Origin of the sequence: Brevibacillus sp. NSP2.1, assembly GCF_000470975.2 — a bacterium.
Taxonomy (GTDB): Bacteria; Bacillota; Bacilli; order Brevibacillales; family Brevibacillaceae; genus Brevibacillus; species Brevibacillus agri.
In genome coordinates this window covers 585,207-612,166 of record NZ_CP048274.1, presented here as the reverse complement: position 1 = coordinate 612,166, position 26,960 = coordinate 585,207, and the positions used below count along the sequence as shown (strand labels likewise).

Sequence of the window (26,960 nt, the reverse complement as noted above, 5' to 3'; positions counted from 1 at the left end):
GCCGACAGACTCTGTGCAAACAAGCGAGCGCGCTCACTCATGTGAAGCGCTGCGTCTTGTACCACTTTCTTTTTCTTCTCGTCACCTTGTCCATCAACAACCCGAAAAACGCTTGGACAGAGATGATAATAAACAACTGCGCATACGTGAAATACGAGAGGCAGGACAAGACGAAGTTTCTCGTCGTGCTCTGGCCGATGTCCGAGGCCAGCGCGAGGTTGATTTGCAGCACGTACAAGTAATACATCAGCGCCCAGGCGACTACCAGATAGACGTAGATGTCTTCGGCAAACTGGAACGGCGAAACCACTTCGGGATGAAACAAGGAAATGATTTTGTAGACGAGATTGGTCACAAAAATAATATCTGAAACGATAATGGCTACCATGAACCAGAAGTAGCTGGCTGCGTAATACAAAAGCTTCAGCTTGATCCGCCAGCTCGTCCCGTCGAACAAATGCGTGATGTTCCCGAAAATGGACTGATAGTTGCCCATCGCCCACCGCTTGCGCTGCTTGATGTAGACGCCGAGCTTCTCCGGCTCCTGCTGGTAGGCCTCTGCCCGCGGCGCGAGCGCGATCAGTTGCCCCCGCTTCAATATTTCAAAGGAAATCGCCGTATCCTCCGTCAGCGACTCCTCGTCCCAGCCGCCAACCTCCTCGATCAGCGAGCGCTTGACGATGAAATTCGTCCCCGGAATCGAGCCAAGCTGAAAAAGCTCCCACAGCCCCGTATGGTAGACGCGATGCATAGTGACCAATTCCAAGTTAATGCATTGGGTGAGAAAATTTTGGTCGCGATTGCGCGCCTTGTTGCGACCGAACACCGCTCCGTACCGCTCTGGCTGCTCCATCGCCTTTTGCATTAAAAAAGCCAACGCGTTTTTCTCCGGTGCAGCATCGGCATCGTAAATGCAAAGCCACTCGCCAGTAGCCAGCCGCAACGCGTCATTCAACGCGCCGGATTTCCCCCCGGTGCCCGTCCGCTCCATCACCTGCAAATGATGTTGCGCAAATTCCGGTCTGGCGTGCACCGCCCGCACCATCTCTGCCGTGCGGTCCGTACAGTTGTCGGCGATGACGATCACCTGCAGCTTCTCGACCGGATAGTTCAACTGCAAAATATGCTCCACTGTCGCGGAAATGACCAGCTCCTCGTTATGCGCCGGCACCAATACCGTCACGGTAGGATATGATTCCATATTCGCCGGAATCACCAATTCCTTTTTACTTTGCCGAAAAACAAAGCGGATTGCCCCCAGCATAATGACAGCCGACTCAAACACCGCGATCCAAATACTGATAATCGCGAGCAGCAACAACAGTTCAGCCACTGATTTTCCTCCGATCGTATTTTTTGCTCACTCTGTCGCGAAAAACGAAAGTAGCGACCGTCAGAAAAAGAATGGCTACGGTAAAAATAACGCTGACCGCTATGCACAAGGGGATAAACCAGCTCGTGTACGACATCGGAAGCCCCCCTTTCCCCTCCTAGCTTGCTAGCCATGCTTAAATGTATTCACCGATCAGATCCAGCTCTGCGTTCCGTTCGAGCGCCGCAATCACGTTGTCGATTTGTTCATACTGGCTAAACTGGTCTTTTTGGAACACAAGCGCTCCCGAGCGAATGACCAGCTCCAGCGGCCGCCCTTTTTTATCGGTAAACGACACGTCCATCATCGCGTTTTTAATCCGGCCCGTCAGCCGTTGTAAATAGTCTTTGTTCGTCATCGGCAACAAAATGACAAACCGCCCTTCATCGAGCGAAAACTTGTAATCTTCGAAGCGAATCTGCTTTTGAATCGTATTCGACAATTCCAGCAACAACTGCGCATACCGCTCCGAGCCGAGCGCTTCCTGGACGAGCGGCAAAAACTCGATTTTGAACATCGCCATGCAAAAGCTGTATTTATCCTCATAGCGTTTGGCCAGATTGGACTGCTTGACTACCGTCTCCGCCAGAGCCTCTTTGTTGCCCAGCGTCGTGTCGAGATCAATAATCGGATTGATCTCCTTCAGCTCCTCTAGCCGTTCCACAATGCGTTTGCTGCGAATCAAATACGACCTGATAAACGCCGCAACCAGCACATTCGCCGGAATCACCAGCATCCAGGCGTAAACGATGACACTGGATTCCGCGTAGGTAGCCAGCCAGACCATATAGCTGACCATATAGACGAATATGAGAACGACCGATACCCCCATCGGCACCGTAAAGCCAAGCAAAAGCGCCAGCAGGATCGCCATGCTGAGAACAAACTCGGTCAAGGTGTACGCTTGCTTCCAATAGACTTGCACGTAAACCAGCGCTTCCTGGAATGCCGTGAGCAGGAACAGGATGGCATACCCGATCTCCATCTTGCGCGTCGGAGAATTGTTGTTCATGATTCAGCTCCTTTCATAGATTTTTCCGCTCCCATCAGTCCAGGTAGCTTCGCATCGCCTCCTCTGCCAAAAGCGGAAACAGATTGTCGAAGATGTGCGTGTTGTCGTTAAAAACATATCCGCCAACATAACGGGCATCCTCGCTGCGCAGCTTCACCATCCGCTCATACAGCTCGCGGGCCCAGTCCGGGTCGTCCTGCTTCAGAGCAAGCAAAATAGCAAGCCCATAGACCGCCGGAGATTCGTAGGAGACGGCAGGCGTCCTGCTTAAACGGTCGTAGCGCCCTGGCAATTGCTTACGCTGCGCAAATTCCTTTTTCAAAAAGCCGACCAGCGCCTCCGACCTCTCCCCGATCTCCGCCCGATGCAGCGCGACGATCAGTTGGTCGATCAAATTGATCGAGTCATCATAGCTGTACACTTGTTTCTCTACGTGGAATATTTTAGGATAAAACAATCCGTCCTCTGGCATATTCCGCATAAGGTCCCGGTAGCGGTTGTACATATCCGCGTCGATCATCCCGTGATCGGCCATCCTTTTGAGGGCAGACATGTCGACGTAGGCGAGGCTGAGCGTGTGTGGAGACTCCTTTTTTGCGAAGTCATGGAAGTCAACGAGATATCCGTTTTGTATAGACGAGGCAAGCAAGGTTTCTGTTACAACGTTTGCTGTCTTGTTGTACGCTTCTTTTTCCCATTTGTCAGCCGCCTGCCACAGCGCGTCCACGATCCGCAAATCATCCCCAAGCGCGTTCGTCGTCACATGCGACTGACCATCTGCTGACAGCTTCCAGTACAAATACGTTTGCGGCGAGAGAAAGTACCGATGCAACACCTGATAGCTGCTGTCAAACAGCTTCTGATCGTCCCTCGCCAGCGCATACTGCATCCAGAGGCCAAGCGATTCCGCCAACGCCTCTCTCCCGGCCACGATGTCCGCCGTCTCCGCAGGAGCGTCCAGCAGATAAGTAGCCAGCGTCCCGTTCGGATTGGTCATGTGCTCGACAATAAACTTCTCCGTCGGCGACGGCACCTGCTTTTCCAACATGAAGAAATAGAGGCAGCCAGACACAGCCAGCATCGACACGCCTGCGAAAAGCAGCTTTGCTTTTTTATTGAGATAATCACTTTGCAAGTGGGCATCATTCCTGTCGAGTGAAAAAATGAAGAATCAGATGGATAATTTTACATTTATTTACTGAGTCATTTATATACAAAAAAGTATAATACATGCGGTGATTAGCGTCTATTTATATTGACTTGAAAAATATGTATGTGGGGGTGGGGGGAGGGTTTCGTGGGGCTTGTACAGGGCTTGTGCTTTGTTTTCGATACTGTTTTCGCTTGTTCTCGTTGCGGCTTTCACTTGCTCTCGTAGCAGCTTTCATGTATTCTCGCTACGGCTTTCCCTCTTCATTCCCGTTTTTGCTGGACACAACATAACTCGCTGCAAAACTCTACCTAAGCTCACTGAAAAATCCTGTCGTTCAAAGATCGGCGGTATCGCTTGCATACGAGCGAACAAGCGTGCGAACCTTTTTGCCTGAAACCCCCGCTGATTAATATAAAAACTGCAGCCAGTCTAGTCGGTTTCCCACTTTCCGGCCCTCGCTGTCCCCCATCCCTTTCCTCATCACCAAAAACCGATTCAAACCCAATTTCAGACATTTAATATTCCCTTAGATAGAACAGAAAGGAGGTTTGTGCAGGAGTGTCTGAACCGCGCTCCGGTGGTATAATGGTAATACAGACAAAGGACGGGGAAGGGAGAGTGATGGCGTGACCAAGCGGATGAATCCAATCGTCGATTTTGTGTTCAAACGAATCTTTGGCACCGAGGAAAACAAAGATCTGTTGCTATCGTTTCTCAATGCCACGCTGAAACCGGAGGAAGGTAAAGAGCTGAAGGAAATCATCCTGGTTGATCCGCACATCAACGCCGATCAGGTCGGAGACAAGGCTTCCATCCTCGATGTGAGAGCGAAAACGAAGACGGGCGAACAGATCAACATCGAAGTGCAGCTTCACAACAAGTACGACATGGAGAAGCGCTCCCTGTACTATTGGGCAAAGATGTACGAGGGACAGCTGGCCGAAGGTGAACCGTACCGGAACCTCAAAAAAACGGTCACGATCAGCATCATAGACTTTGAGTACCTTCCGACAGAGAACTACCACAGTGTGTTTCGGCTGCGGGAGGATGAGAAAGGATTTGTGTTAACCGACGATCTGGAGATCCACTTTCTCGAATTGCCCAAGGTATCAGGAGTGCACCAGGAAACCAGCGATATGTTGGTCAAGTGGATGCTATTTTTTAAAGCCGAGAGCAAAAAGAAACTGGAGGAATTGGCGATGAGCGAACCGACGATTCGCAAGGCGGTCAACGTCCTTGAATTTCTGAGCCAGGATGCCGAGGCTCGCAGGTTGTACGAGTTGCGGGAGAAGGCGCTGAAGGATGAGCTCAACATGATTAAGGGAGCAAAAGCGGAAGGCGAGCGGCAAAAGGCAATCAAAATGGCATTGAATATGTTAGCAGATGGGGAACCAATCGACAAAATTGCAAGGTACACGGAACTTTCTCCAGATGAAATTCAAAAACTAAAGCAGCAACTTCACTAGCCTTCCCCTCCATGTTCCGCAAGTAGCGTCTGTATCCAAAGCAGCGGCAGAAGGTGCCGTATCTGCCACCGCTGACGCTGTACGAGGCTCAAAAACGTTCCAGAACCGATCGGCCCTGTGTCCAAGCAAAGGATGCAGGGTCTTTTTGCGTTCAAAGAAAGGGAAAGGAGGTGTTCGCACATGCTGTTTCCAAACCTGCCAACCAAAACGGCGGGCGGCAAAGTGCTCTGGGACACCCTGGACAGGAGAAACGGGTGGAAGCTGCAGCGGAACAGGCTCACCGGACATTTTCGCATTCTCGACCCGGAGGACATCAGACAGGCGTGGGGAGATGACGAAGGCGAGATGTGTCGTGCGTTTCGCAAGTTCGCCGGATCAAACGCGTAGACCCGAAGGCTAACGATTAGCCCTAGGGTCTTTTTGCATGTCAGGAGGTGCTAAAAAGATGGACGTGATTCAGCAATTCACAGAGTATCTTGTGGAGAACGGGATCGCGCCGAAAACGATGAATCCTACGTCGGGGATGTAAGAGCCTTCTCAGCGTACCTGGTGTATATCGCATAATAAAAGTACAGAAAATCGCAGCGTAAAAATGCAGAGCTAGCCTGCGTTTTACAAGGCGGAAAAATAAATAGGCACTTGCCAACATCACTCTATTAAGTCTACCTTGGTCTTTGTCCAGAAGAACCAGGGAGATGTGAGAGGAATGTTGAAAGTGCCACAGCAACAGTATATCAAATTTTTGTACGAGAATGAGGATTATTCAATCTCGGAGATTGCGAGAGCCATGGGAGTCAATTGGCGGACAGCCAAGAAATACGCCACAAAGGACGATTGGAATGAACCCGTTTGTCGGCGCAAGAGACGATATCCCGTTCTCGGTCCGTATCTTGACATCATTGATACTTGGTTAACGGAGGAGCAGGCGTTGCCCCGCAAACAGCGTTATACCGCGAAGCGAATCTTTGATCGTCTGCGTGATGAATACAGGTTTGAGGGCGGACGACGCACTGTTGAAGAATATGTAGCCAAACGCCGAAAAGAACTCAAGCTGGAACGTGCCGAAAGCTATGAACGACTCGAACACCCCGGCGGCGAGGCACAGGTTGATTTTGGTACAGCCTATGTTGGGCAACCAGGTCAACTCGTGGAGCGCAAAGTGCTGATTATGTCCTTCCCGTTGCGTTTGAGGTTTTCAGGCTTGAACCGGCCCGCTTGAACAAATATCGGGAACTCCGGTTTGAAACAACCACATAGCCACTACCGCAGTGCCGTGCGCTAGATCCCGTATTGCTCAAGGTGAAATGGGACGAGATCGAGGTTTTGTCGGGCGACGGAGAGTACCGACACCTGGGGACGTTGCCTCGCCCGTACACGGAAAAGGCAATCCCGATTGAGTGGACAGATGTGTTTGAGGGTTACCTGAGAAAGCCAAGGACGGTGATGTACTCCGATCTGGCGAGGTTCATGCCTGCTTCCGTCCGCAGATTCGTGCAAGTGGAGGATATCGATCTGAGGAAATCTCGTGTGGCTCTGATTCGTCGATTGTTAGATACACACCAGATGTCCGACATGGGTGCTGCACTCGATACACTGGCTGGGCATTTCGATCCTGACACAGTCCTTGAGCATGCGCTATATGCGATGAAACATCCTGAGTTTCACCCTAAGCCGTTTGCGGAGGCTCATACACCGATGGAGATTCACGGGCACACACCGGACCTCAGGCAATATGACGCCATTCTGGGGGTGAGCAGAGCATGAAACACGAATTGGTTACTGCATGCAAGAACCTCCACTTGGGGTATGTGATGGAAGCGTACGAGGCGATTGCGTTCAATGACCGCTCGCAATACTTGCTTGAAGTCCTCCAAGTGGAACTGCGGGGCCGAGAGATATCCAGGATTCGCAGACTCATGAAGAAAGCCCGGTTTCCACAGATGAAGACACTAGAGGATTATGATTTCGGAGCAGTCACCTTCCCAGCGCATTGCAGTCGTGAGCTCCTAACGGATCTGGCATTTCTCGAGCGGAAAGAGAACGTGATGATGCTGGGCAAAGTGGGAACAGGCAAGACCCACCTGGCAACGGCACCAGGCGTGGAGGCTTGCCGACGAGGGTACGAGGTACGATTCTTTCGGGTGCATGACCTTGTGGCCGCGTTACAGGACAAGTACCAATCCGGGACGCTTAGCCGTTTTCAGCGGGAGTTGCAGAAGGCTGAGTTACTCATCCTCGACGAAATGGGGTTTGTGCCCTTTCACAAAGACGGAGCTGAACTACTGTTTAACGTCATCTCCGAATGCTATGAGCAAAGGAGTGTGATTGTCACCTCTAACCTTGAGTTTGGCCAGTGGAACACGGTGTTTGGAGATGCCAGACTGACAGCAGCGCTCGTGGACCGACTCGTTCACCACGCACACGTCCTGGCTTTCACCGGCGAGAGCTACCGGCTACGAAATGCGCTATCCGGAGTGAGATCGTCATAATCTTCAGCGTTGGCCGTGCCTATGCACAAATCCGCAGCGATTCTCTGTATTTTTGACTTGCGAAAAACAGCGGCGTTGGAGAGAATGGCGACCTTGAACACTTCTCTTGGATGGACAATGCTTGCGTCCAGGGAGCCGATCGAAACAGTGTGCAGCGCAGTCGGCTCGTTTTTGGTGTTCAGACAAAGCAAAAAGAACTGCTCCCGATCCGTTTCTTGCAGAAACGTCTGGAACAGTTCTACGACATCCCTTGCCATCCTAATGCGGCGCTGCGGGTACAGGAGGCTTGCTTCCCGTACCATTTTGACTCGGACGATGTTGACTCGTTTGGCGACTTCTCTGTTTTGACTCATTCTACATGCTCCTCCAACCAGTTTTGGATTTCGTTGTCGTCAGAGATTGCTTTTGCCGGGACGTAGAAGGCCATCCCGTACTCGTTGGTGTAGATCACGACCACCTAGTACCAGCACTCGCCGTTTCGTTCCACCTTCTCGACAAACTCCGGCAGGCTGCCGAGAAGTCCCCCGTCCTCTCTGCTTAGGCCGACCACGCTCAGATCCCGCAAGTTGTCTCCCTTCTCCAGCACAACCATGTAGCCGTATGTGTCCAACGTGAATGCTTCGTCCAGACCGTCGAAGTCGAACGCCTCTTTTAGTCCCAGAAACTCTTCCTCCAAGTACGACAGAAAGCTCGGAGAAAACACCTGCGCTGCCTGCAAGCAGTGTACATCTGCCAAGGTTTTGATCGTTCTCATGCTACACATCCCCTTTCTGTTGCATCTGATGGGCCAAAACTGCCTTTTTGATTTTTAGCTCAAGCCATTCTCTCCTCAGTCGCTGTTCGACTTCGTGAATGATTTTGAGAATCTCGGTGTAGGTGTCTTGATTCTGTGCCTCTCCAGTCCGGTAGAGATTGTCCAGCAGCAGCGTGACACAATGTTCACATGTCTGGATGCCGAACACGACTTTGTCTTCTTCCCCTACCAACTGCTCGTACTGTTCCGCTGGTGTCTGCATGTATGTCCTCCTCGTTCACTGGCTACAAAATGAGAAAAGGCATCCCACCGTCCCTGTTACGGGCGGCAGAATGCCTCAAAAATACTTTCTTTTGTCGATTAGGCTTGCACTTCTGGCGTTTCTGCATCTTTTCGTTTGGCTCTTTTCGGCAGCACCAGTCTGACGAGAAAACCGAGCAGCTTGAAGGGCAAGGCGACGACCCAGAACGCCACTTTGATGATGTTCCACAGAAGTTTGAACACCCCGAGCAGGAAGGAAAAGATGAGCTCCAGCCATCCCCTTACAATGAGCCAGGCAAAAGAGAGAAAGCCGAGTGCCAGTAGAATGATGATGCCGTAGAAAAGAATTGCGTCCATGTTTCTTGCCTCCGTTTTTGCTAGATTGGGTTACCACTACACACTATTGATTGGAAAACTTCACTAATTATTATCTTTTGGTGTTATCTTTCTGTCAATTCACATTTATAGATTGTGTTCCCTTTTCTTTTCCTCCCGTAAGCTTGTCTTGAGGTGGTTTCCATGACCGAGTTGGTCAAGCGATTAGGCAATCGAATCCGCTTTCTCCGAAGAGAGAAGGGGATGAGCCAGGAACAATTAGGCGAATTATCCGGTTTACATACGAACTATGTGGGACAAGTTGAGCGTGGGGAAAAGAACGTCACGGTGGAGAGCCTGGAGAAGATCGCCAAAGGTCTTGGCGTTTCGATGGAAGATCTGTTCCGGCACATTGACCCTTCCCCACGACCAGACGAGCTTCGCCAACTGATTGATCTGCTAACGGAGCGCTCCAAACAAGACCGCGCTTTGGCCCTGAAACTTGTGAAGTCCGTTTTTGAGTGGGAGCAAGAGAAGTACCAGTAGATGACACTAGAGGAGGTTGACCGCCAACTCTTTCTCCTGCTTGCTGGTGTTGATGTAATAATGAGCGGTGGTCTGGATGTGAGCATGGCCTGCAAGTTTGGAAACCGTTGTGAGCGGGACTCCCTTTTTCAGCAATCGGGAGCAGAACGTGTGCCGGAATTTGTGCGGGTACATCTTGAAGCCCAGTTGCTTCTCCAGTCCTTCCAGCATGGTGTTGACCGCGTCCTTGTGCAGTTTGGGCGCACGCTGGCTGAGTAGCAGGTAGGGACTGTCCTTGTACTTGTTCTCCTGCCGTTCTGTCCGGACATACTCCCGGATGAGTTCCGCTAGGTCAGGCCGAAGCGGAATCTCACGGTACTTCCCTCCCTTGCCTGTGACCCTGAGCGTGTTGGTGAGGTAGTCGATGTCTGCCAACTGAATTCCGCACAGCTCGCTCACCCGTACTCCCGTGTAGAGCAGCATCCAAACGATGAGGTGGTTCCGCAGGCTGACCTTGCTCCTGTCCTGGACGAAAAAGAGCAGCTGGTTGACTTCCTGCTCGGTGAACACGTCCACTTCCCCTTCACTGCCAGTGGCCACCTTGATGCGATCTCGCTGCAGGGTGACGACCTGTTCCGTCAGGATGCCTTTTTCGATTAGGTAGAGGTTGTACGCCTGAAGTGAGTTGATCTTCTTGTTGATCGTCGCAACGGCGTACTTGTTTTCGACGAGATGGTTCTTGTAGCTGACTACGTAGAATCGTTTCAGGTCTGTCTCGCTTTCCACGCCCATCTGCCGCAGGTACTCGCAGAATCCTCTTACGTCCCCCACGTAGGACTCAATGGTTTTTGGCGCGATGCCGTTTTCCAAAAGGTACTGCTCAAACTGCGTGATCTCGTCCACGTTTCCTTCCTCCTTTCCAAACACAACGCAAAAAGGCCCTACATCCGCTCAAGGACGTAGGGCTGTGGGTTACATCACTTTTTTGTTTTTGCTTGCGTACAAAGCGTTCTGCGCGGGATTTCAGGCTACTCTTTGCAGCCGTACCCGTAGTGTTTCATGAGGTACAGCCTGACCGCCGTGTTGACCAGGTTGCTGATCCGGTCGATCTCTCCCGACTCGTACAGCTGCTGCACCTTGTCGTACACGCCGTTCTCCAGGTACGTCGTGACCCTTCTGTACCGTTTCTCAAACGGGGCTTGTCTCTTCGGAATCTTCATCGAAGACTGCTGCTGTGACGGTTGCATAACATTCTCCGGTTTGCCAACTTTGTCTGTTCCTTCCGCCTTGTTTGTTTGCCGTGGATTTACTCTCAACGGCTTGGCCTGTTGACTTTCCAGCGGCTTCGGTGCATGGTTCCTCCTTTCCTGGATTTTTTGCTCTACTGCCTTGAGAGGTACTACATTTCCTCTCTCTGTGGAAGCTCCCTGCTGTTGGTTTTCGGCTGCTTGTGCGGCTTTTTTCTCTTCCTGCTGGGCAAGTACTCTAGCAAGGATTGATTTCGTGTCGTTCATCTCGTCCACTCCTGCTCTGATGTTTTGGTTCCGTCAACGCCTACGTATACGTGTGCGTTGATGTTGACGTTTATGGAATTGTTTTGCAAGCAATGGAGCGGACGGAAGCCGGTTTTTCTGCCTCCTTTCGGACTGAGGACTCGTTTCATACAAAAGAGAAAACCCCTCGTCAGATCAGGACAAGGGGCAAAGTACGTTTAGTGAAGTTGCTTTTTCAGTTGTTCGATTTCTTCTGCCGACAATCCCGTTGCTTTTGCAATCACTTCCACAGACATGTCCATCGCTAACAGGTTTTTCGCTACTTCCATTGCTTTTTGACGTTCTCCTTCTGCCAAGCCTTCTTCTCTCGCCCTTTGTTGACGTATCTCGGCTTCCCTTACAGCCGCCATCTCGTCCAGAATCGCCTTCCGACGAGACTCGTACTCGACCCATTTCTTCTCGTCACGGCTCAGGTCTTCCCATTCGTCAAACGCCCGTTTCATCACCGGATCTCGCATCGCTATCGCCTCCAATTCCTTGCGAATTTCTTCGTGATCGTCCGCCTCAAGAAGTAGCAGCCATCTCTCCAGCTCATTGTCATGCGGATTGACCGCACGCTGTTCCCACTTGTCCATCAGCTTCGGGATCTCCATGAAGTGAATCTCCATCACATCTGTCAGCGGAAACTGCTCCTGATCCTCGTACAGGTGGAATGTGGTGTGGAACCGCTCAGTTTCCCGCAGAAAGCGAAAATTGAGGATGTTGATCGTGATCGTCTTCGCCAGTTCCGTGTACGGCATTCCTTTTTGCATTTGGGCCGAGTAGATGCGTGACCAGTAGTAGAGCGTGCGCTTCTCCATGTCGAACTTGTTCGCCAGCTGAATCTCGATGTTGACATGCTCCCCCTGCTCTGTCTTGGCGTGGATATCCAGCACGGATGCCTTATCCTCGATGTGTTCCCGATTGATTTCAGGATTGAGAATTTCCACCGAAGTGATTCGCTTTTCCTTCGGCAATTGGAGCGCGGCATTCAGAAAGGCCAGGAGGATCGGTTCGTTTCCCGCTTTGCCGAACACTTGCTTGAACGCAAAGTCGATCTTCAAGTCCATCAGTTTGGTCACATCATCACTCTCCCTTCTCCGTCCGTTGTCTGTACTACCATTATACCACCGGAGCGCTGTTCAGACACTCCCGTGAAAACCTCCTTTCCGTCATATTCCTATTAATAATATAGTATGCAAATCTCGTTAGAAGCGTATGTTCGGCTCTGTTTCAGGGCCCACGCGGCAAGTTAGCGGAGGCTTCCGGGGTAGACAGGCTCTGGCATCGGAGCCGTGACGATGGGCGTGCGAATTTCCTCTCGTTCACAGCGGCGGCAAGCATACACCTGGCGAACATGACGCACGACTTTCACTTCTGCCGGGATGACCGTGATTTCGTTACGGGTCTCGGTACTCATCTCGTGGAGAGGACCTCCGCAGCATGCGCAAACTTGCTCCGTTTCCGGCAGTTCATAGAGGATCGTTTCCACGGGGAACTGATCCAGCTTGGATTTTCGGCCAGCTGACTTTTTACGGCTGTACGTAACCGTTTCTACATCCGGTTCCTGAGCGGCAGGAGTCGCCAGCACCTCGGCTTCGTTGAACAGGTTCAGCTCCAGTTGATCCGGATGCGTCTTCTCGCTGGAGGCACCGAAACGTTTTTGCTGGGCCAGTCGGAACTGCTCCTCGTATCGTTCTGGGGAAGATTATCTCACGGGACATTTCTGATTTGTAGGTGTGCCGGATTTGACGCTTACGTTTCTCCTGTCGAGGGTGTCCCAAAAGACTTTGCCTCCCGCCGTTTTGATCGGCAAATTCGGAAACAACATGCTTCTCATCTCCTTATTTGTTTTTGGCAACGCAAAAAGACCCTGCATCCTTTAATTAGACACAGGGTCGTCTGTGAGTCGTTTTAAGCTTCGGTTAGTGAAGCTGCTGTTTCAGTTTTTCTATTTCTTCTAAGGGGAGTTTAGTCAGCTTTGCAATGCGTTCTGGACTCTCTCCTTCCGCAAGCATTTCCTTTGCTACTAAAAGCTTTCCTTCTAACAAGCCTTCTTCTCTAGCCTTCTGCTGCCGGATTTCTGCCTCCCTTACATCCGCCATCTCGTCCAGAATCGCCTTCCGACGAGACTCGTACTCGACCCATTTCTTCTCGTCACGGCTCAGGTCTTCCCATTCGTCAAACGCCCGTTTCATCACCGGATCTCGCATCGCTATCGCCTCCAATTCCTTGCGAATTTCTTCGTGATCGTCCGCCTCTAGAAGTAGCAGCCATCTCTCCAGCTCATTGTCTTGCGGATTGACCGCACGCTGTTCCCACTTGTCCATCAGCTTCGGGATTTCCATGAAGTGAATCTCCATCACATCTGTCAGCGGAAACTGCTCCTGATCCTCGTACAGGTGGAATGTGGTGTGGAACCGCTCAGTTTCCCGCAGAAAGCGAAAATTGAGGATGTTGATCGCGATCGTCTTCGCCAGTTCCGTGTACGGCATTCCTTTTTGCATTTGGGCCGAGTAGATGCGTGACCAGTAGTACAGGGTACGCTTCTCCATGGTCTAACCAGAATGCACCGGCATTCTGGTTAGACACAAGTGCAACTATGGCTCTGCCGTCGCTTACGCTAGGCAATCGCCAAGTTTTCTATGTCGAACTTGTTCGCCAGCTGAATCTCGATGTTGACGTGCTCCCCCTGCTCTGTCTTGGCGTGGATATCCAGCACAGATGCCTTATCCTCGATGTGTTCCCGATTGATTTCCGGATTGAGGATTTCCACCGAAGAGAGCCGCTTTTCCTTCGGCAATTGGAGCGCGGCATTCAGAAAGGCAAGGAGAATCGGTTCGTTTCCCTCTTTGCCAAACACCTGCTTGAACGCGAAGTCGATCTTCAAGTCCATTAGTTTGGTCACGTCATCACGCTCCCTTCTCCGTCCGTTGTCTGTACTACCATTATACCACTGGAATGCGTGTTCGACACTCCTGCTGGAACCTCCTTTCTTTCCGAGATCAAGGGAATAATATATGTTTGATTTTACGGTCATTACGGCTGGGATGGCGTGAGGAAAAAAGTGAGGGGAAAAGGAAAACGTGGGCGGGGAAGAGGGCTTCTGACTGCATTCTTTATAGTTTACAGCAAGGGTTAATATACTAGATTACTTGTCAACTCTGTGGATCGCTGTTGAGTAAGTAAGACTAAAGAAAATACAGTGATCTAATATAAAGTATTGCAGCGAGTCGGACATTTTGCTCCATTCTCCCTTTTAGTAATTCCCATACTTTCTTGTATTGAAAAAAAAAGAGTCCGTTAATACGGACTCTTTTTGTAAACTACTAAATTACTTAACGTCGATTGTTACGTCAGATTTAGCTTTGTTGGACTCAGCATCAGCAGCAGTCAAGGCGCTAGCTTGAGTACCAAATTTGATATCTGTAATCAGAGTGGAGCTGATAAAGCTGAAATCTGCATGAGTATCGGAACCAGTAGTGATTACGATATCGCCAGTAGATTCTTTAGTATCTGCATCCATGTCGATTACAGTGTTTTTAGATGTAGAATCATAGATTACCAAGCTAGAGAGATCCAACACATATTTACCTGCGTTCAAGCCAGATCCTTTAACAGGTGCCAAGTCAGCTACATTGAGAGTTTTTCCGTTTACAGTAACTACTACATCACCTTTAGCAGGATCAGTTTTCAGAGTTTCACTGAAACCGAAAGTGATTGTGTTATCACTGCTCAATACTGCGGAATTAAGAACTGGTACTACGTTATCCTTCACTGGAACTGTTGTAGTAGTGTACTTAATTTTCGCATTTGCTGTGTTAAGAACATTGCTAATTGTGAATACTGCTGCAGTATCTGTCTTAGCAATAGACTCAGCAGGGAGTGTAATTGTTGCAACTTTTTTGTCAGCATCCAATGTAATTGTTGTACCTGCTGGCAATGCGGAACCATTCAGAGTGTAGTTGTTAACGTCAGTTGCGGAACCAGTTACAGATCCACCTTTAACAGTTGTACCAAAGTTAACAACAATTACATTTGGAGTTGTGGAAGCATCGATTGCTTTTCCTTTGCCTTCAGTAGTATCAGCGATTTCAAACTCATTAGAGGAATCAGCAGCACCAAAGTCAAGTGTAAAGCTCTTAGAAGCGGATTTGTTAGCAGCTTGAGAGTTATCAGCAACAAAACCATTTGCAAAAGTAAACGTGTATTTACCGCTCAATTTTCCTTTAGTTTTTGCGTCAAACACCAATTGTTTAGCTCCTGCAGCTGGTGTGAATTCTTTCAAACCGCCCAAGAATGCAGTTGTTTTTACAAGAACACCGTTTTCATCAACAATTGTCAAATTGCTGTCGGAAGGTGTGATTTTTGTTGCTGGCAATCCTTCGCTTACGTTAAGAACGATTGCAGTAACATTCTTGTCGTTATCACGTTTGAAGCTCAAAGAGTCCAGTGTTGGTGCAACTGTATCTTTTGTAAGAGTTACTTGCTTAGTAGTTGCAGCAACTGTATTTCCAAGAGAATCTTTCATTGTTCCTGGAAGAACCACTGTCAGTGTTCTAGTCGTTGCATCTGTGAACAATTGATCTTTAACTTTGATAAAGAATTGTTTGTCATCACTGTTTGGTACAACATCAGCGCTGTAGTATCCAACATCAGCCAAAGTTTCACCCTTAACAACTTTAGCTGTATCAGCCAACGCTGCTTTTACAGAGTTAACATCCATTTTCTTATCAAAGGTTACGATGATAGTAGAATCACCTTGAGCGGACAATTGAGCTGTAGGAGCTACCGCATCAGTAGTAACGTTGAAAGATTTAGTCAGGTTAGCTTCTACGTTATCACCTTGGTCAGTCAATCCAACGAATTGAATTGTGTGGCTTTGGGAAGCATCCAAAGACAGCCCGATGAATTTAGCTGTAGAATCTCCTGCTTTAAAGTTGTCAGCGGATTTAACTACACCATCAATTTTAACAGCACCGAGGGATTTGATTGGCTCGCTGAAAGTTACAGTTACAGTGTCAGCTACGTTTGTTTTAGAAGTAGACACTACAGTAGAAACTGTTGGGTTAACTGTGTCTTCAAAAGACAACAAACCAGCATAACGAGCGGTAGATTTGAATTCATCGTCAGCTGTCTTAACTGGTTCAATTACAACTGCACCATTTGTCAATTCAACTTCTGCTGCGGAAGCAAACGTCAATTTAACAGTTTTGGAATCAACTACTTCAACTGCTTGTGGGTTTTTGCCACCAACAGAATAGTAAGATTTAGTAACAGCATCATTCTCGTCAACAGCTACGCCAAATTTCACGAGAACTTGTGTAGCGTTAATAGCACTTACCGACTCAACTTTCAAATCACCAGTAGGCACATCAACTGCATCGTTACGAGGATCGTAAGAAGCACCATTAGAGCCATCCAGGTTTACTGTCACGTAAGAGCCTTCGAAATCAGCTTTGGTCAGGTCTCTCTTAGCTTTTGGCAGAGTGCCTGCAGCCAAGATTTCACTGAATTTAGCGCCTTTGCCGTCAAAGTCAACAAACACAAGGTTTTTAAAGTCGAGGTCTGGATTAGCAGCATTCAAGTCGACAACAAATTGTTTTTTAGCTGCAGCACTCAGATTGAACAAATCATCCAGCTTATAGAATTTGTCTACGCTACCGCCCATGTAAACACCTTGTGTTGGTGCAGCAAAGGCAGAAGCAGCCATGCTAGCGAATACTGTAGCAGAGAGCAGGGAAAGAGTTACTTTTTTATTCACGTACTACCCCTCCGTATGTTGAATAAGGAATTTTTATTTAGTGAGTATGTAGAAACAGCGGAAGGAGGTCCCTCCCTCCGCCGTTCATCTCACTTTAGTGCTGAACAGACACGCTGTCTATCAAAACTTATTTGAAGTTTACAGTTGTAGTATCTGTTTCGCCTTCTTGGCTAGTTACTGTAACTTTCAAGGAGGTTACATCAACAGAAGCAGAGAAAGCAAATTTGATTTTGTTTCCTTCTACTTTTCCATTGAAAGTTTCACCGTCGAGTGTAACTGTTGCAGATTTTACTTCGCTAGCGTCAACATCTTTGTTCAAATCAACAGTGAACAGATAGGATGTCGCAACACCGATAGAGAATTTGCCATTTTCTACAGTTACAGAAGAAGGAACAGCATCCCAGTCGTCGTTGCCGCCACCGTTGTCATCGCCGAAAGATTGTTTCAGGAAGTCTTCAACAGCTTTTTCATCGACGCCTTCTTTTTCTACCCAGTCTTCGCTACCTACGATCAGAACGTAGTCATAACGATCGCCGTCGATTTCGCTGCTGTCCAGCAGAACGATGTAGTCGCCTTCTTCTACGCCATCTTCAGCTTCGAAATCATCGTATACATCGATGAAAGCAGTGGAAGATTTAGTCAGCAGTTTGCGAGTATCGCCTTTGCCAGCTTCGTAAGTGATGGTGTTGCCGTTAACATCATCTACACGAGCAACTGTCAGTTTCTCGATGCTAGCATTTTTCCACTCGGATTTATCCACCAGTTGTACGTTGTTTTTAAGATTGATTGCTTTGTTGTTAACAACTTCGATAACGTCATCAACAACTACTTCATCATCGGAGTTCAATTGGAATGCGATGAAGTCGCCGCGTTTGATACCACGATCTTGCAACTCTTCACGATCATCGTCCAATTTGTACTCTTTTGTTGTTACAGAGTCGCCATCTTTAGTGATAACTTTGATGGTGTCTTGTCTGTTGGAAGAACCGTATTCTGTAACTACACCGTAGTAAGTGTCGCCAGTCAGACCGTCGCCTTCTACTACGAAGATAGCTTCTACTTCGTCTTTATCTTCATCAACGGAGTAGTAAACTGTCAGATCGTCCTCGTCAGCGATATCTTTGAACTTAGCAATGCCTGGGTTTTTCAGTTCAGCGCGTTTGGAAGACGTATCCAATTTGCCAGTCATTTTGAAGATGGCAGTTTTGTCGGTTACTTCGTAGTCGCCAACAACATCGTCGGTTTCGTCTGCCAGTTTATCCCAAGCAGAACCGGACGATTTACGCAGTTTGGAATTCAGAATTTGAACTTTGTCAACTTCGCCTTTGGAATCCAAAGTTACTTCCAGCAGAGCGATGGACTCATCTTTGCTTGGTTGCAGGATGTCTTCCAGCTCATCAGCTTCCATGTTGTCGCGGCCGTAGTGTTTGCCTTCAGCGTTGTAAATGTCCTCTTTTTCCAGGGACAGAGCCAGTTTTTTACCTTTTTGAGTCAACACAGTGAAGTCGTAAGTGTCTTTCGCAGTGTTGTAAACAACACCTTTGGTAACGATTGCTTTTTGTTTACGATCGTCGATTGGATCTTTCGTTTCAATGTGACGAACGCGGCCGGAAGCATCCAGTACCAGTTTCACTGTTTCGGAATCCAGGTTGGATACCAAATCCCAGTTTTTGTCATCGAGATCTTTAACGTCTTTGTTTCCGTTATCGGAGTAAGTGGCACCTGGGTAGATACGGTAAGTTTTGTCGCCAACAGTCAGACGGAAGTCAGATGTGCTGCGGCTAACTACTTTGTCAACTTTACCTTCTACTACTGTGCGGTTAGCGAATACCAACAGTTTGTCTTCATCGCCATCAGCGTAGTATACAGAGTATACGTCGCCTTCTTTCAGGTCGCTCAGTTTCGCTGGTTTGCCATCCAGGAATACGAGGAAGTCTTTGCCTTCTTCTTTGTCTTCCAGCTTGTTGAACTTACCAGTGTCGAGGTTGGTGATTTTCTTTTTCTCAACATCGATTTTGCCGATCACTTCAGAACCGTATTTCGCTTTGGAGTTCAGGTTCATTTGGGTGTCGTCAATTACGTGCATGTAAGAAACTTCGTTATTGCTGTCCAGAACAACTTTCACACCAAAGCTGTCGTTAGCAGAGATGATCTCTTTCAGAGCGTCAACTGGATCGCTGTAACGTTTGAAGTTGTAAGTAATTTTGGAGTTTTTGTTGAAGCGGTAAGTTTTGCCGCTTGCATCCAGTTCCACTTTCAGATCTGCCAGATCGGAAGTGCTCAGGTTTTTACCGTCAGTAGTTTTACCTTTGAGGGTAAATTCGCTCAGACGATCCAATACTACTTCTTCGTCCTCGGAACCTTCCATCCAAACGATTACGTTTTCTCTGTCATCTTTGATCCACACTTGTACGCGTTGACCATCGAAGTCGTTAGGGTTGATACCGTCAGCAACTTTGTAAGTAGTGTTGCCCAGACCAGCTTCTTTACCGTTCAGGGTAATTTCGTTCGCTTTCAGTTTACCCAGGCCGATTGCTGGTACGTTAGTAACGAGTGGCAGATCGTCGGAATCATGATCTTTCTCATGAGCCCAATCCATGTCAACTACAGTTACTTTCAGGTATTTCGTCAGGAGAGTTTTGTTGGTAACTTCGTAACGAACGTCAGTTCCGAACTCAACTTGCTCCATCAGGTCTACGCGAAGAGCGTTGTCCAGCATTTTGAAGATGTCGCCACGAGTTGCTGCATTGTTAGGAGTAGTGATGCTCTTAGCAATGTTCAGCTCGGAAGCTTTGGAGATCATGCTGTTTGGCCATACGCCACGAACTGCTGGCTCATAACCCAGTGCACGAACGATCATAGTTACCGCTTCAGCGTAAGTAACTTGGTTTTGTGGTTTGAAGGATTTGTCCGGGAAACCTTTTACGATTTCTTCGCCGGAAGCTACGTTTACGAAACCAGCAAACCAATCGGTAGATTTAACGTCAGTATAAGTAGTGTTGAACTGTGCCAGTTTCGCACCTTGCTCCAGTCCGCGAGCGCGAACGATCAGAGTAGCGAACTCTGCACGAGTGATTGTTTTGTCTACACCGTATTCGCCGTTGCCATAACCTGCTACCAGGCCAAGAGCTTCGAGGCGCTTAACGGTTTTTTCCATTGCAGCGTCCATTTTAGGAGCTGTTGTAGTTGCATCTTCTGCTGCGAAAGCCATTGGAGCAACAGAAAGTGCGAGTGCACTAGCCAATACACTGTTAACGACCTTTTTCATAACCTTGTGTTCTCCTCCTCTAGTATAAACAAATTGTTCTTGGGGAATATTTGTTGTTAATCTATCTTTCTTTTTAAAGCCCGAATCCTGCAAGCGCGTGTCACCTCCTTTCGCAGGCCAGCTTCGCTTTTTTGTGTTAAAAATATCTAGTATATTCAGTATTGTGTAAAATGCAACAATCAATAGTGTAACACAAGTGCTAGAATTCGTGAATCTTTTTTACACAATTCCCCGTATTTCGTGTGACATCCTATTAAACGCCTGAGCCAATCAAAAGTTGCGGCGCCTTCGAAAAAAATTTAAAGATTTTTTCGTGGGTTCGTATTCACCTGTCGATTATGTACGAAGTGACATCCGCCACACTTCGTATTATAGGGTACGCAGGGCGGACTGTCACCATTGAACCTTTTTCCAGTTCTGTTCAAAACCTTACAAATCTTTCTTGGTCACACAAGCCTAGTTGCCGAGTGCTGTTTCAAAGTTTACGACAGCCAGGTTGTAGTTGAGAATCGCTTTTTGGTACTGGTTCTCGCGGTCGGAAAGCTCTTCTTCTGCCTGGATCACTTCAAGTGTAGTCGCCAGGCCGTTTTCAAAGCGCAGATTTGTCAGACGGTAGCTCTCGGCAGCAGAGTTTTTCGCTGTTTTCTGGAACTCAATCGCCTCTCTTGCCGCATTCAGATTCAAATAAGCTTGGGCAACTTCCTTGGAGATGGTGCGTTTTTGTTCCTCGATCGCCATTTTCGACTTATCTACGTTATTGCGGGCTTGGCGGCCTTGGAGGGTCGACAATGCCGAATACTCCTCGATCAATTTGACGTTCAGTTCTGCCAAATTCAGTTCTTCCTGTACTTTTGTCATCTCGACACGTTTGGAAAGAGCCTGAGCTTGTGCTTGCTCCAAAGTCAAGGAAATCGGCGCAACCTGTTTGTTGCTGGAGACGATCTTCCACTTTTTGTTCAGGTCAACGCCAAGAAAATCATTCAAATCCATGCGCGCTACTTCTACCGCATTTGCTGCGGATGTCAAAGCAGCCTTTGCCCCTGCTACGCCCATTTCTGCCTGCAGGACGTCTGTTTTTGCTTTTGTTCCCACATCAAATGCCGCTTTGGCCACTTTCAGTTGCGTTTCTGCACGCGTCAGGCTTTGTTTTTTCAATTCATAGTCGTCCTGCGCAAAAATGAGGTTGTAGTAGACATTTTGCGCACCCAATCTGATTTTGGATTCTGTAGCTTTCACCATCAGTGCATTCAGTTTTTTGTTGATCTCTGCTTGTGCATTCCCTACGTACTTGGCCTTTGCGGCGTTCAATTGTTCTTTTGTTCCTTCCAGGGAATCGATCATATCTTTGGACATGTCAGCAGAGGTAATATAGGAAAGCGATTCGTTCAAATCCGCATTTTTCGCGTCAATACGTGCATTCTGGAGCGTATTGTTGGTTTGCAACGCTTGTTCAATCGCTTTTTCCAGCGTCAGCTCTTCCAGTGCAGCAGTCTCGGATGTCGTTGTATTGCCTGTTTCCGCTGCTACTGTTTGTGCTGGCTGCGCCGGTTTCGCCGCCTCTGTTCCTGTATTGGCAGATGCCGTCAAGGTTCCTGCTCCAATTGCGGTTGTGAGTACAGCCGCCAAACTGATGCTCATCCACTTGTTGCTCGAATATGGAAAATTCACGTGATTCCACTCCTTTTGCTTGTATTGATTGTAAAACTTTTCACTACTTGAAATATTACAGTTTGTCCCAAGATCACTATATCACAGAGTAATGTTTCGCACACGAAAAATTAGTGCCCTACCAGCATTTTCATAAGGGATTACACGCACTTTAACATGTATAGATCATCCCTTTCTGATTTAGTCCTTCTTTGCCTCATAGATTACTACGATTCTGTGTCAAAAACATTTCAGGATTCGCCAACATCATTTTTGCATGCTATCCTTTTCTTGAGGTGATTGATCGATGCTTACAGAATACAAAACCGTTGCTGGCTATGGAGAGGACTACATCGTCATCGAGCGCTCCCGCTTCATCGGCTATGCGCAGCGGGTTACGACGGAAGAAGAAGCGGTTGCTTTTATCGCCATGATTAAAAAGAAGCACTGGGATGCCACCCACAATTGCTCCGCTTTTGTCATCGGCGAAAACGACCAGATTCAACGCTCAAGTGATGATGGCGAGCCTAGTGGTACGGCAGGCAAGCCGATCCTGGAGTGCATCAAGAAAAACGGCGTCAAGGATACTGTGGTAGTCGTGACCCGTTACTTCGGCGGAATCAAGCTGGGCGCTGGCGGGCTTGTCCGGGCTTACACGGCGGGAACGGTCACTGCCTTGAAAGCCGCCAAGATTGTCGTGCATACTCTGCACCAGGCTATCTCGGTCAGCGTGGACTATACGTGGTGGGGCAAGGTGGAAAACGAGCTGCGCATCGGGGAATATCGGGTGAGCGGGACCGATTTTACGGACAAGGTCACGGCGCATGTGTTGATTCCTGAGAGTGGGCAGAATGTGTTTGTAGAGCGGTTTACTGATTTGACGAATGGGCAGGCGCAGATTGTACTCGGTGAGAAGGAGTATGTTGAGGTGCCTGTGGAAGCTGTGGGGGATGAGTAGGGGAGTAAAGTTGCTTGCTTGAACGTGTAGTTGTTGTATCCGGTGGCTTTTCCTACGAAAAAAGCTGAAGAGGCGACGAACCTCTTCAGCTTTTCTTCTATTATATAGCGCAATTCTGAATTACTGTTTAGGGAGTTTTTTGAGTTGGACCATAACACGGACTGTGATGATGGCCATTTCGGCGCGTGTCAGGTTATTAGTCGGCTTAAAGCTATACGTTGGTTTTTTCGCTGTTGGATCGTTAGGCTCGCCGTTCATCAGTTTTGCCTTGCTAACAGCAAGCACTGACGGCGCAGCATAGTAACCTACATCCTTAGCATCCGTAAACATTTTGTCCAAAGCGATTTTCGATGTATCCAGTGTGCCGAGCTTCAGATTCAATGCCCGTGCTATCATAATCGCTGCCTCTTCGCGAGTCAACGAATCGTCCGGACGGAAGTAACCAGGCTGTTTACCGCGAATGATACCTGCACGTGCAGCCGTTTCTACATATTTGTATTGGTAGTCCCAGGTATCACGGCTTGGGCGCACATCGACAAAAGTTGGTGAGACGGGGTCCTTTTCATTACTGTCACGATATGGACCTGCTTTGATTGGAAGGGCCAAAGCCTTCACAAGCATAGTTGCAAATTCTCCCCTGGTCATGTCTCGGTTTGCTCCGAAGCTGCTGCCACTATATGCCGGCATGATTCCTTTCGAGTAGAGTGTCTCCATGGCGTCACGGGCGAAATCGTGAGTGACTACATCCTCAAAAGATTCACGATTTTTCATTACCATGTAGTATCCAAAACCGCTAAATGGAACGGTGATTGATTTTTGCCCGGTGTTAACCACTCCGCCAATATTTCTCCACTCTTTACCATCATGATAGTACACAGTCAAAACATTGTTTGCTGCGTTGACGATGGAGGTATCGTACTGGATTGTTAATGTGCCCTGTTTGCTTGGAACCAGATTTTCCTGATAACGATCTTTGAACTCTTCGCCATCAGATTCGTCGTAATAAGGATCACGACCGCCCGGATTCTCGGTGTCACCTGCATCTATATAGTAGAGTGGGCTACCGTAATTGAAATTACTGTCTAGTCCAAGCCTTGATTTCAGGCTGTCGCCTTCAATGCTAACCTGTCCGGTCGTACGATCTGCAATCCCAAAGTACAAAGGAACATCGACAAAAATGTCTTTTGTCGGATTTTTCGTTTCCTCTCCTGCACGATTGCTCGAAGGAGCTAGCAATACTGTGCCAGATGGGAACTTGAGTTGCAGTGCTTTATCAAAAACGCTGAATGATACTTTTTTGCCAAGCACATCTCTGCTTTCCGCCCCGTCGACAGCAGAGTCAGCGTTGTAAATCTGAATCTGGTCATTATGGGTACTACTGCCAACAACTACTGAATATTTAATGGTGTTAAGCCCCTTCTTCAGAGGAACAGTAGCTGTAAAGACGTAATAAGTTTCCGGTATCGCTTTTGCCAAATCCTTGTCAAACACGAAATCAGGGTCTTTCGTATTTGTTACGGTGGCCTCGACTTTTCCAAACAGTACTTTGTCAGCTTTTTCTGCAAAAATCTTGATCGGAACACTATTGCTGTTCACTGTAATATACTTGTCTTCCGGTTTGGCTTTGCGAGGAGAAATAACCTCCCACGAATTCGTTTTTTGCGCAATGGTGATGTTGTATCTGACTACTGTGCCGTTTTCGTCTTCTGCAACAATCGTATATACGGTGTTGTTATTCTTCCGCAAATTAAGCGGGAACAACGACAACGTGGCTTCCTGTTCCTCACTCTTGGTCACTACATCTTGAACGCCCTTGAGGATTGAATTGTACTGTGTTGCACTCAGTTTAGCCTCAAAGGTTGTTTTGGTTTTATCACTAAAATTGGATGTATCAAACCTCGATTGCAAAGAGGTTGGAATTTCGCTTAAAGTATCCGTATATTCCTTGTTGCTCTTGTCTTGTGTCCATTTACTGGAGGCATATCGATAGTCAACAATACGTTTTCCGTTTTTCTCAATGTAAACATGCGTAGCGTCATTAACTGTAAATGAGAAGTTGCTTAAAAATGCAGCTCCTGTGTCATAATCAGTCCCACCTGTTTTTTGAGTTAGCTCTGTGTTGTCGCCATTATGAATGACGGACAACTTGACATCTCCAATGGAAGGTGCTTTTGACGTAACATACAGGATCTTGTAAGTATAAACTACCGGCGTTGCACCCATCAGAGTTACTTGTAGTGTGTTATCGCCTTTTTTCAACTTGTCTTTCCACTTCGTTTTGTCAATTCGGAATGCAGTATCTGATAATCCGGACAAAGTAATTGTACTGGTATTTAATTTCGCTTCAATATTGGTGCGGGCACTATTGATGGTAAAATTGTAGACCCGGCCATCCAGTGTTGGGATGTCACTCTCACTGTTAATCTCGAATCCATCATAAAAGCTTTTGACATTCCCCAAACTGTCCACATAAGTTAATTGCGCATAAGGAGCAATTTGCCACTTGATGTTGTACTCTACTGCAACAAATCGATCTGCTGGATCGGTTGGTAATGGTGGCTTTGACGGATCAGATGCTGTATCATAGACAAGCTTCAACACACCGTTTCCTACATCAGGATTAATGATTTTGAGAGTAAAGAGATTTGCATTTTTATTTTTATCATAGATAAAAGTATAGTCACTAGATTTCAATTCTTTGTTGTTCAAGTATATTTTGAGTCTAGATCCACTAACACTATTTGGATCAGATCCAGCAGGTAAATCCATTTTTTTCACAGTTATCTCAATGTCTTCTGGAACTTTACTAATCACGTTGGTCCCTGTTGTGCTTAATACTCCATTTGAATATGTCGCAGAGATAAACTGTGGCTTATTTCCATCCACAAAGTTAATCAAATACGTAAAACGGCCGACATTCACTGGATTGCTTACAATGGTACCATTTGAATCGGGAGCATCGTAATTATACCTCAACGTTAATTCATATTGATGCCCCACCGTCAGAGCAGGTATATCATCTACTTTAATGGAGTATCGTGTAAAGCCGTTGTTTGTTTCATTTTTTGTTTTTTCTGCAGGAATAACGATCTCAGAAGCACTACTAAGCGGGTCCGTATCATTGAGTACAAATTCGAAGCTTTTTAGCTCTTTTTTTGCTACGGGATCATCCACAAATTGAACCAGCGCCTCTGCACTCAACTTCACTGTCGTCACAGTATCATCCAAATTGAATGGGACATCTGGATCTAACTCTTTTTCATTGATTTTTACTCCGTACAGCAGGTCAGCCTCATTTGGTGTAGTCGTGACCACCAATATCTTTCTTTCGAATATGCCAATCTTCTTATTTTGATTATAAGCACTGATCCGCAACAGATTTTCGCCGAATTTCGCCGGGAGATTGATTGCGAAAAATCCAGTAGAAGAACTTACCGCAGCTTGGAGAGTTTCACCTGTCGCAGCATTTTGAACCTCAACTGTATCGGCATTTTTGGCTATCCCGTTCAAATCCAGAATAAGCTGATTTGCCCTGGGAACAGTCACAAGGGTAGTTCCTACCGGGGACAGATCAATGTCCTCAATTTTCAATTCTTCGAGAATTGGCGTATTGTTGTAGTTCACATAAAAATGGAGGTGTTCCTTCACCACGCTGCCAACTGTTTCATAAAACGTAATCTTGTTTAACCCTGGTTGCAACGCAACGTCATAAAAAGTAAAGGTGCTCCCGCTGATTGAAGGTGCGAGCTTTTCCAATCCAGATACGATCTGCCCATTTCCGAGAGTAATCTTCAGGCGAAGAGCATTCCCATTAACCCCTGCTCCAAATACCCCCTTCAGTGTAATTTTGGAGCTTCCAAATGGTTCTGCGTTAAACGGATCTGTTCCTTTTCCAGCATAGCCATCCAGTATGATCGGCATATCTGCTGGCATATATTTGTAATAAATGTAGACATCTTGGGATTCAGCAGTAGAGTACACACGTACCGTGTTCAGGCCAGGACTCAGATCCAAATCATTAATCTTATGAGGTCCTGCTGTGTTTACATTTGTTTGTTTCTGTACCATTTTCCCATTAAGGTAAACTTCAATATCCGTCGGACCAGTACCGTCATACTTTACATATAGATCGGTCACTCGTTTACCAGCGTCTTTTGGCGCTGACAAGGTTGCTCCATCAGTTATAGCGGTACCTTGCGAATCGGTAAATGTTAAAACAGTCGTTGCTGCCTTAGCTGTGTCTATCGATAACGCAGGTATCACACCCGTAATAACAAGCATCATCGTCAAGCACATGGCCAGCCAGCGACGGAATTGTTGAATTGGCTTACTCATTTCTTCACCTCTCCTTATTATTCTGAATCTAGTTTTCGTCCCATTCTCTGTTTAAGCTGAGATGGGACAGACCTTCCCCTTTCCTTTATCGGCTAATTTCTTTCCACAG

At 47.5% G+C, this 26,960-nt stretch carries 20 protein-coding genes and 2 pseudogenes; 6 read left to right on the top strand and 16 right to left on the bottom strand.

Annotated features, from left to right (window positions below; translation table 11 throughout):
* Window positions 1–37: 37 nt before the first annotated feature.
* The 3 genes from M655_RS02960 to M655_RS02950 form a co-directional block, all read right to left on the bottom strand.
* Window positions 38–1,333 carry a glycosyltransferase family 2 protein gene (locus tag M655_RS02960; RefSeq protein ID WP_005836712.1) on the bottom strand — a complete coding sequence of 432 codons (1,296 nt, stop codon included), beginning with the start codon at window positions 1,331–1,333 and terminating at the stop codon, window positions 38–40.
* A 175-nt stretch (window positions 1,334–1,508) separates the two neighbouring features.
* A complete protein-coding gene (locus M655_RS02955) occupies window positions 1,509–2,384 on the bottom strand; it encodes a GGDEF domain-containing protein (protein ID WP_007784942.1) in 876 nt (291 codons plus the stop codon).
* A 34-nt stretch (window positions 2,385–2,418) separates the two neighbouring features.
* Window positions 2,419–3,519, bottom strand: coding sequence for a glycosyl hydrolase family 8 (locus tag M655_RS02950; protein ID WP_026557544.1), 1,101 nt, complete (start codon window positions 3,517–3,519; stop codon window positions 2,419–2,421).
* 644 nt (window positions 3,520–4,163) lie between these two features.
* Here M655_RS02950 and M655_RS02945 point away from each other — a divergent pair.
* The 4 genes from M655_RS02945 (at window position 4,164) to istB (ending at window position 7,492) form a co-directional block, all read left to right on the top strand.
* A complete protein-coding gene (locus tag M655_RS02945; protein ID WP_026557545.1) occupies window positions 4,164–5,003 on the top strand; it encodes an Rpn family recombination-promoting nuclease/putative transposase in 840 nt (279 codons plus the stop codon).
* Window positions 5,004–5,183: 180 nt separating this feature from the next.
* The gene (locus M655_RS02940; protein WP_003842539.1) at window positions 5,184–5,390 is read left to right on the top strand and encodes a hypothetical protein; all 207 of its coding nucleotides are present in this window, start codon (window positions 5,184–5,186) and stop codon (window positions 5,388–5,390) included.
* 319 nt (window positions 5,391–5,709) lie between these two features.
* Complete coding sequence (locus tag M655_RS02935) at window positions 5,710–6,222, top strand: transposase (RefSeq protein ID WP_007784949.1); 513 nt, start codon at window positions 5,710–5,712, stop codon at window positions 6,220–6,222.
* Between the two features lie 541 nt (window positions 6,223–6,763).
* A complete protein-coding gene (gene istB / locus M655_RS02930) occupies window positions 6,764–7,492 on the top strand; it encodes an IS21-like element helper ATPase IstB (RefSeq protein ID WP_283858365.1) in 729 nt (242 codons plus the stop codon).
* On the opposite strand, the gene M655_RS02925 is transcribed toward istB, so the two are convergent.
* The 4 genes from M655_RS02925 to M655_RS02910 form a co-directional block, all read right to left on the bottom strand.
* Window positions 7,450–7,845, bottom strand: coding sequence for a JAB domain-containing protein (locus M655_RS02925; RefSeq protein WP_007784953.1), 396 nt, complete (start codon window positions 7,843–7,845; stop codon window positions 7,450–7,452). The two genes, istB and M655_RS02925, sit on opposite strands and share 43 nt — an antisense overlap.
* A gap of 104 nt (window positions 7,846–7,949) precedes the next feature.
* The gene (locus M655_RS02920) at window positions 7,950–8,246 is read right to left on the bottom strand and encodes a hypothetical protein (protein ID WP_286085956.1); all 297 of its coding nucleotides are present in this window, start codon (window positions 8,244–8,246) and stop codon (window positions 7,950–7,952) included.
* Window position 8,247: 1 nt separating this feature from the next.
* Window positions 8,248–8,508 (bottom strand): hypothetical protein, encoded by a 261-nt coding sequence (locus M655_RS02915; protein ID WP_026557547.1) that lies wholly within the window; start codon window positions 8,506–8,508, stop codon window positions 8,248–8,250.
* A 98-nt stretch (window positions 8,509–8,606) separates the two neighbouring features.
* Window positions 8,607–8,864: a hypothetical protein gene (locus tag M655_RS02910; RefSeq protein WP_007784960.1), complete on the bottom strand. Its 258-nt coding sequence runs from the start codon at window positions 8,862–8,864 to the stop codon at window positions 8,607–8,609.
* 162 nt (window positions 8,865–9,026) lie between these two features.
* Between M655_RS02910 and M655_RS02905 the strand changes: the two genes are divergently transcribed.
* On the top strand, window positions 9,027–9,368 hold the full coding sequence (locus tag M655_RS02905) for a helix-turn-helix domain-containing protein (protein ID WP_007784963.1): 342 nt from the start codon (window positions 9,027–9,029) through the stop codon (window positions 9,366–9,368).
* A gap of 6 nt (window positions 9,369–9,374) precedes the next feature.
* Here M655_RS02905 and M655_RS02900 read toward each other — a convergent pair whose 3' ends face one another.
* The 8 genes and pseudogenes from M655_RS02900 to M655_RS02865 all read right to left on the bottom strand — a co-directional run bounded on the left by M655_RS02900 (window position 9,375) and on the right by M655_RS02865 (window position 21,579).
* Window positions 9,375–10,250: a tyrosine-type recombinase/integrase gene (locus tag M655_RS02900; RefSeq protein ID WP_026557548.1), complete on the bottom strand. Its 876-nt coding sequence runs from the start codon at window positions 10,248–10,250 to the stop codon at window positions 9,375–9,377.
* Between the two features lie 125 nt (window positions 10,251–10,375).
* Window positions 10,376–10,594 carry a hypothetical protein gene (locus M655_RS02895; RefSeq protein WP_283858367.1) on the bottom strand — a complete coding sequence of 73 codons (219 nt, stop codon included), beginning with the start codon at window positions 10,592–10,594 and terminating at the stop codon, window positions 10,376–10,378.
* Window positions 10,595–11,058: 464 nt separating this feature from the next.
* Window positions 11,059–11,961 carry an Rpn family recombination-promoting nuclease/putative transposase gene (locus M655_RS02890; protein WP_026557550.1) on the bottom strand — a complete coding sequence of 301 codons (903 nt, stop codon included), beginning with the start codon at window positions 11,959–11,961 and terminating at the stop codon, window positions 11,059–11,061.
* 176 nt (window positions 11,962–12,137) lie between these two features.
* A pseudogene (locus tag M655_RS02885) lies at window positions 12,138–12,572 on the bottom strand (IS66 family transposase zinc-finger binding domain-containing protein); the annotation flags it as partial.
* A gap of 232 nt (window positions 12,573–12,804) precedes the next feature.
* Window positions 12,805–13,787, bottom strand: a pseudogene (locus M655_RS28240) (Rpn family recombination-promoting nuclease/putative transposase).
* A gap of 426 nt (window positions 13,788–14,213) precedes the next feature.
* Entirely contained in the window at window positions 14,214–16,643 is a 2,430-nt protein-coding gene (locus M655_RS02875; RefSeq protein ID WP_026557552.1) for a hypothetical protein, read from the bottom strand.
* 127 nt (window positions 16,644–16,770) lie between these two features.
* Window positions 16,771–19,911, bottom strand: coding sequence for an S-layer homology domain-containing protein (locus M655_RS02870; RefSeq protein ID WP_026557553.1), 3,141 nt, complete (start codon window positions 19,909–19,911; stop codon window positions 16,771–16,773).
* A 456-nt stretch (window positions 19,912–20,367) separates the two neighbouring features.
* Window positions 20,368–21,579 carry a TolC family protein gene (locus M655_RS02865; protein ID WP_007778481.1) on the bottom strand — a complete coding sequence of 404 codons (1,212 nt, stop codon included), beginning with the start codon at window positions 21,577–21,579 and terminating at the stop codon, window positions 20,368–20,370.
* 286 nt (window positions 21,580–21,865) lie between these two features.
* Here M655_RS02865 and M655_RS02860 point away from each other — a divergent pair, with 286 nt between their 5' ends.
* Entirely contained in the window at window positions 21,866–22,516 is a 651-nt protein-coding gene (locus tag M655_RS02860; RefSeq protein WP_026557554.1) for a YigZ family protein, read from the top strand.
* 120 nt (window positions 22,517–22,636) lie between these two features.
* Here M655_RS02860 and M655_RS02855 read toward each other — a convergent pair whose 3' ends face one another.
* Complete coding sequence (locus M655_RS02855; protein ID WP_026557555.1) at window positions 22,637–26,851, bottom strand: S-layer homology domain-containing protein; 4,215 nt, start codon at window positions 26,849–26,851, stop codon at window positions 22,637–22,639.
* Window positions 26,852–26,960: the final 109 nt, after the last annotated feature.

What these genes read in the sequence shown, in the direction of transcription:
- M655_RS02955 (WP_007784942.1), bottom strand. Translation starts at nt 2,384, where the DNA reads ATGAACAACAATTCTCCGACGCGCAAGATGGAGATCGGGTATGCCATC.
- M655_RS02940 (WP_003842539.1), top strand. Translation starts at nt 5,184, where the DNA reads ATGCTGTTTCCAAACCTGCCAACCAAAACGGCGGGCGGCAAAGTGCTC.
- M655_RS02935 (WP_007784949.1), top strand. Translation starts at nt 5,710, where the DNA reads ATGTTGAAAGTGCCACAGCAACAGTATATCAAATTTTTGTACGAGAAT.
- istB (WP_283858365.1), top strand. Translation starts at nt 6,764, where the DNA reads ATGAAACACGAATTGGTTACTGCATGCAAGAACCTCCACTTGGGGTAT.
- M655_RS02925 (WP_007784953.1), bottom strand. Translation starts at nt 7,845, where the DNA reads ATGAGTCAAAACAGAGAAGTCGCCAAACGAGTCAACATCGTCCGAGTC.
- M655_RS02920 (WP_286085956.1), bottom strand. Translation starts at nt 8,246, where the DNA reads ATGAGAACGATCAAAACCTTGGCAGATGTACACTGCTTGCAGGCAGCG.
- M655_RS02915 (WP_026557547.1), bottom strand. Translation starts at nt 8,508, where the DNA reads ATGCAGACACCAGCGGAACAGTACGAGCAGTTGGTAGGGGAAGAAGAC.
- M655_RS02910 (WP_007784960.1), bottom strand. Translation starts at nt 8,864, where the DNA reads ATGGACGCAATTCTTTTCTACGGCATCATCATTCTACTGGCACTCGGC.
- M655_RS02905 (WP_007784963.1), top strand. Translation starts at nt 9,027, where the DNA reads ATGACCGAGTTGGTCAAGCGATTAGGCAATCGAATCCGCTTTCTCCGA.
- M655_RS02895 (WP_283858367.1), bottom strand. Translation starts at nt 10,594, where the DNA reads ATGCAACCGTCACAGCAGCAGTCTTCGATGAAGATTCCGAAGAGACAA.
- M655_RS02870 (WP_026557553.1), bottom strand. Translation starts at nt 19,911, where the DNA reads ATGAAAAAGGTCGTTAACAGTGTATTGGCTAGTGCACTCGCACTTTCT.
- M655_RS02860 (WP_026557554.1), top strand. Translation starts at nt 21,866, where the DNA reads ATGCTTACAGAATACAAAACCGTTGCTGGCTATGGAGAGGACTACATC.
- M655_RS02855 (WP_026557555.1), bottom strand. Translation starts at nt 26,851, where the DNA reads ATGAGTAAGCCAATTCAACAATTCCGTCGCTGGCTGGCCATGTGCTTG.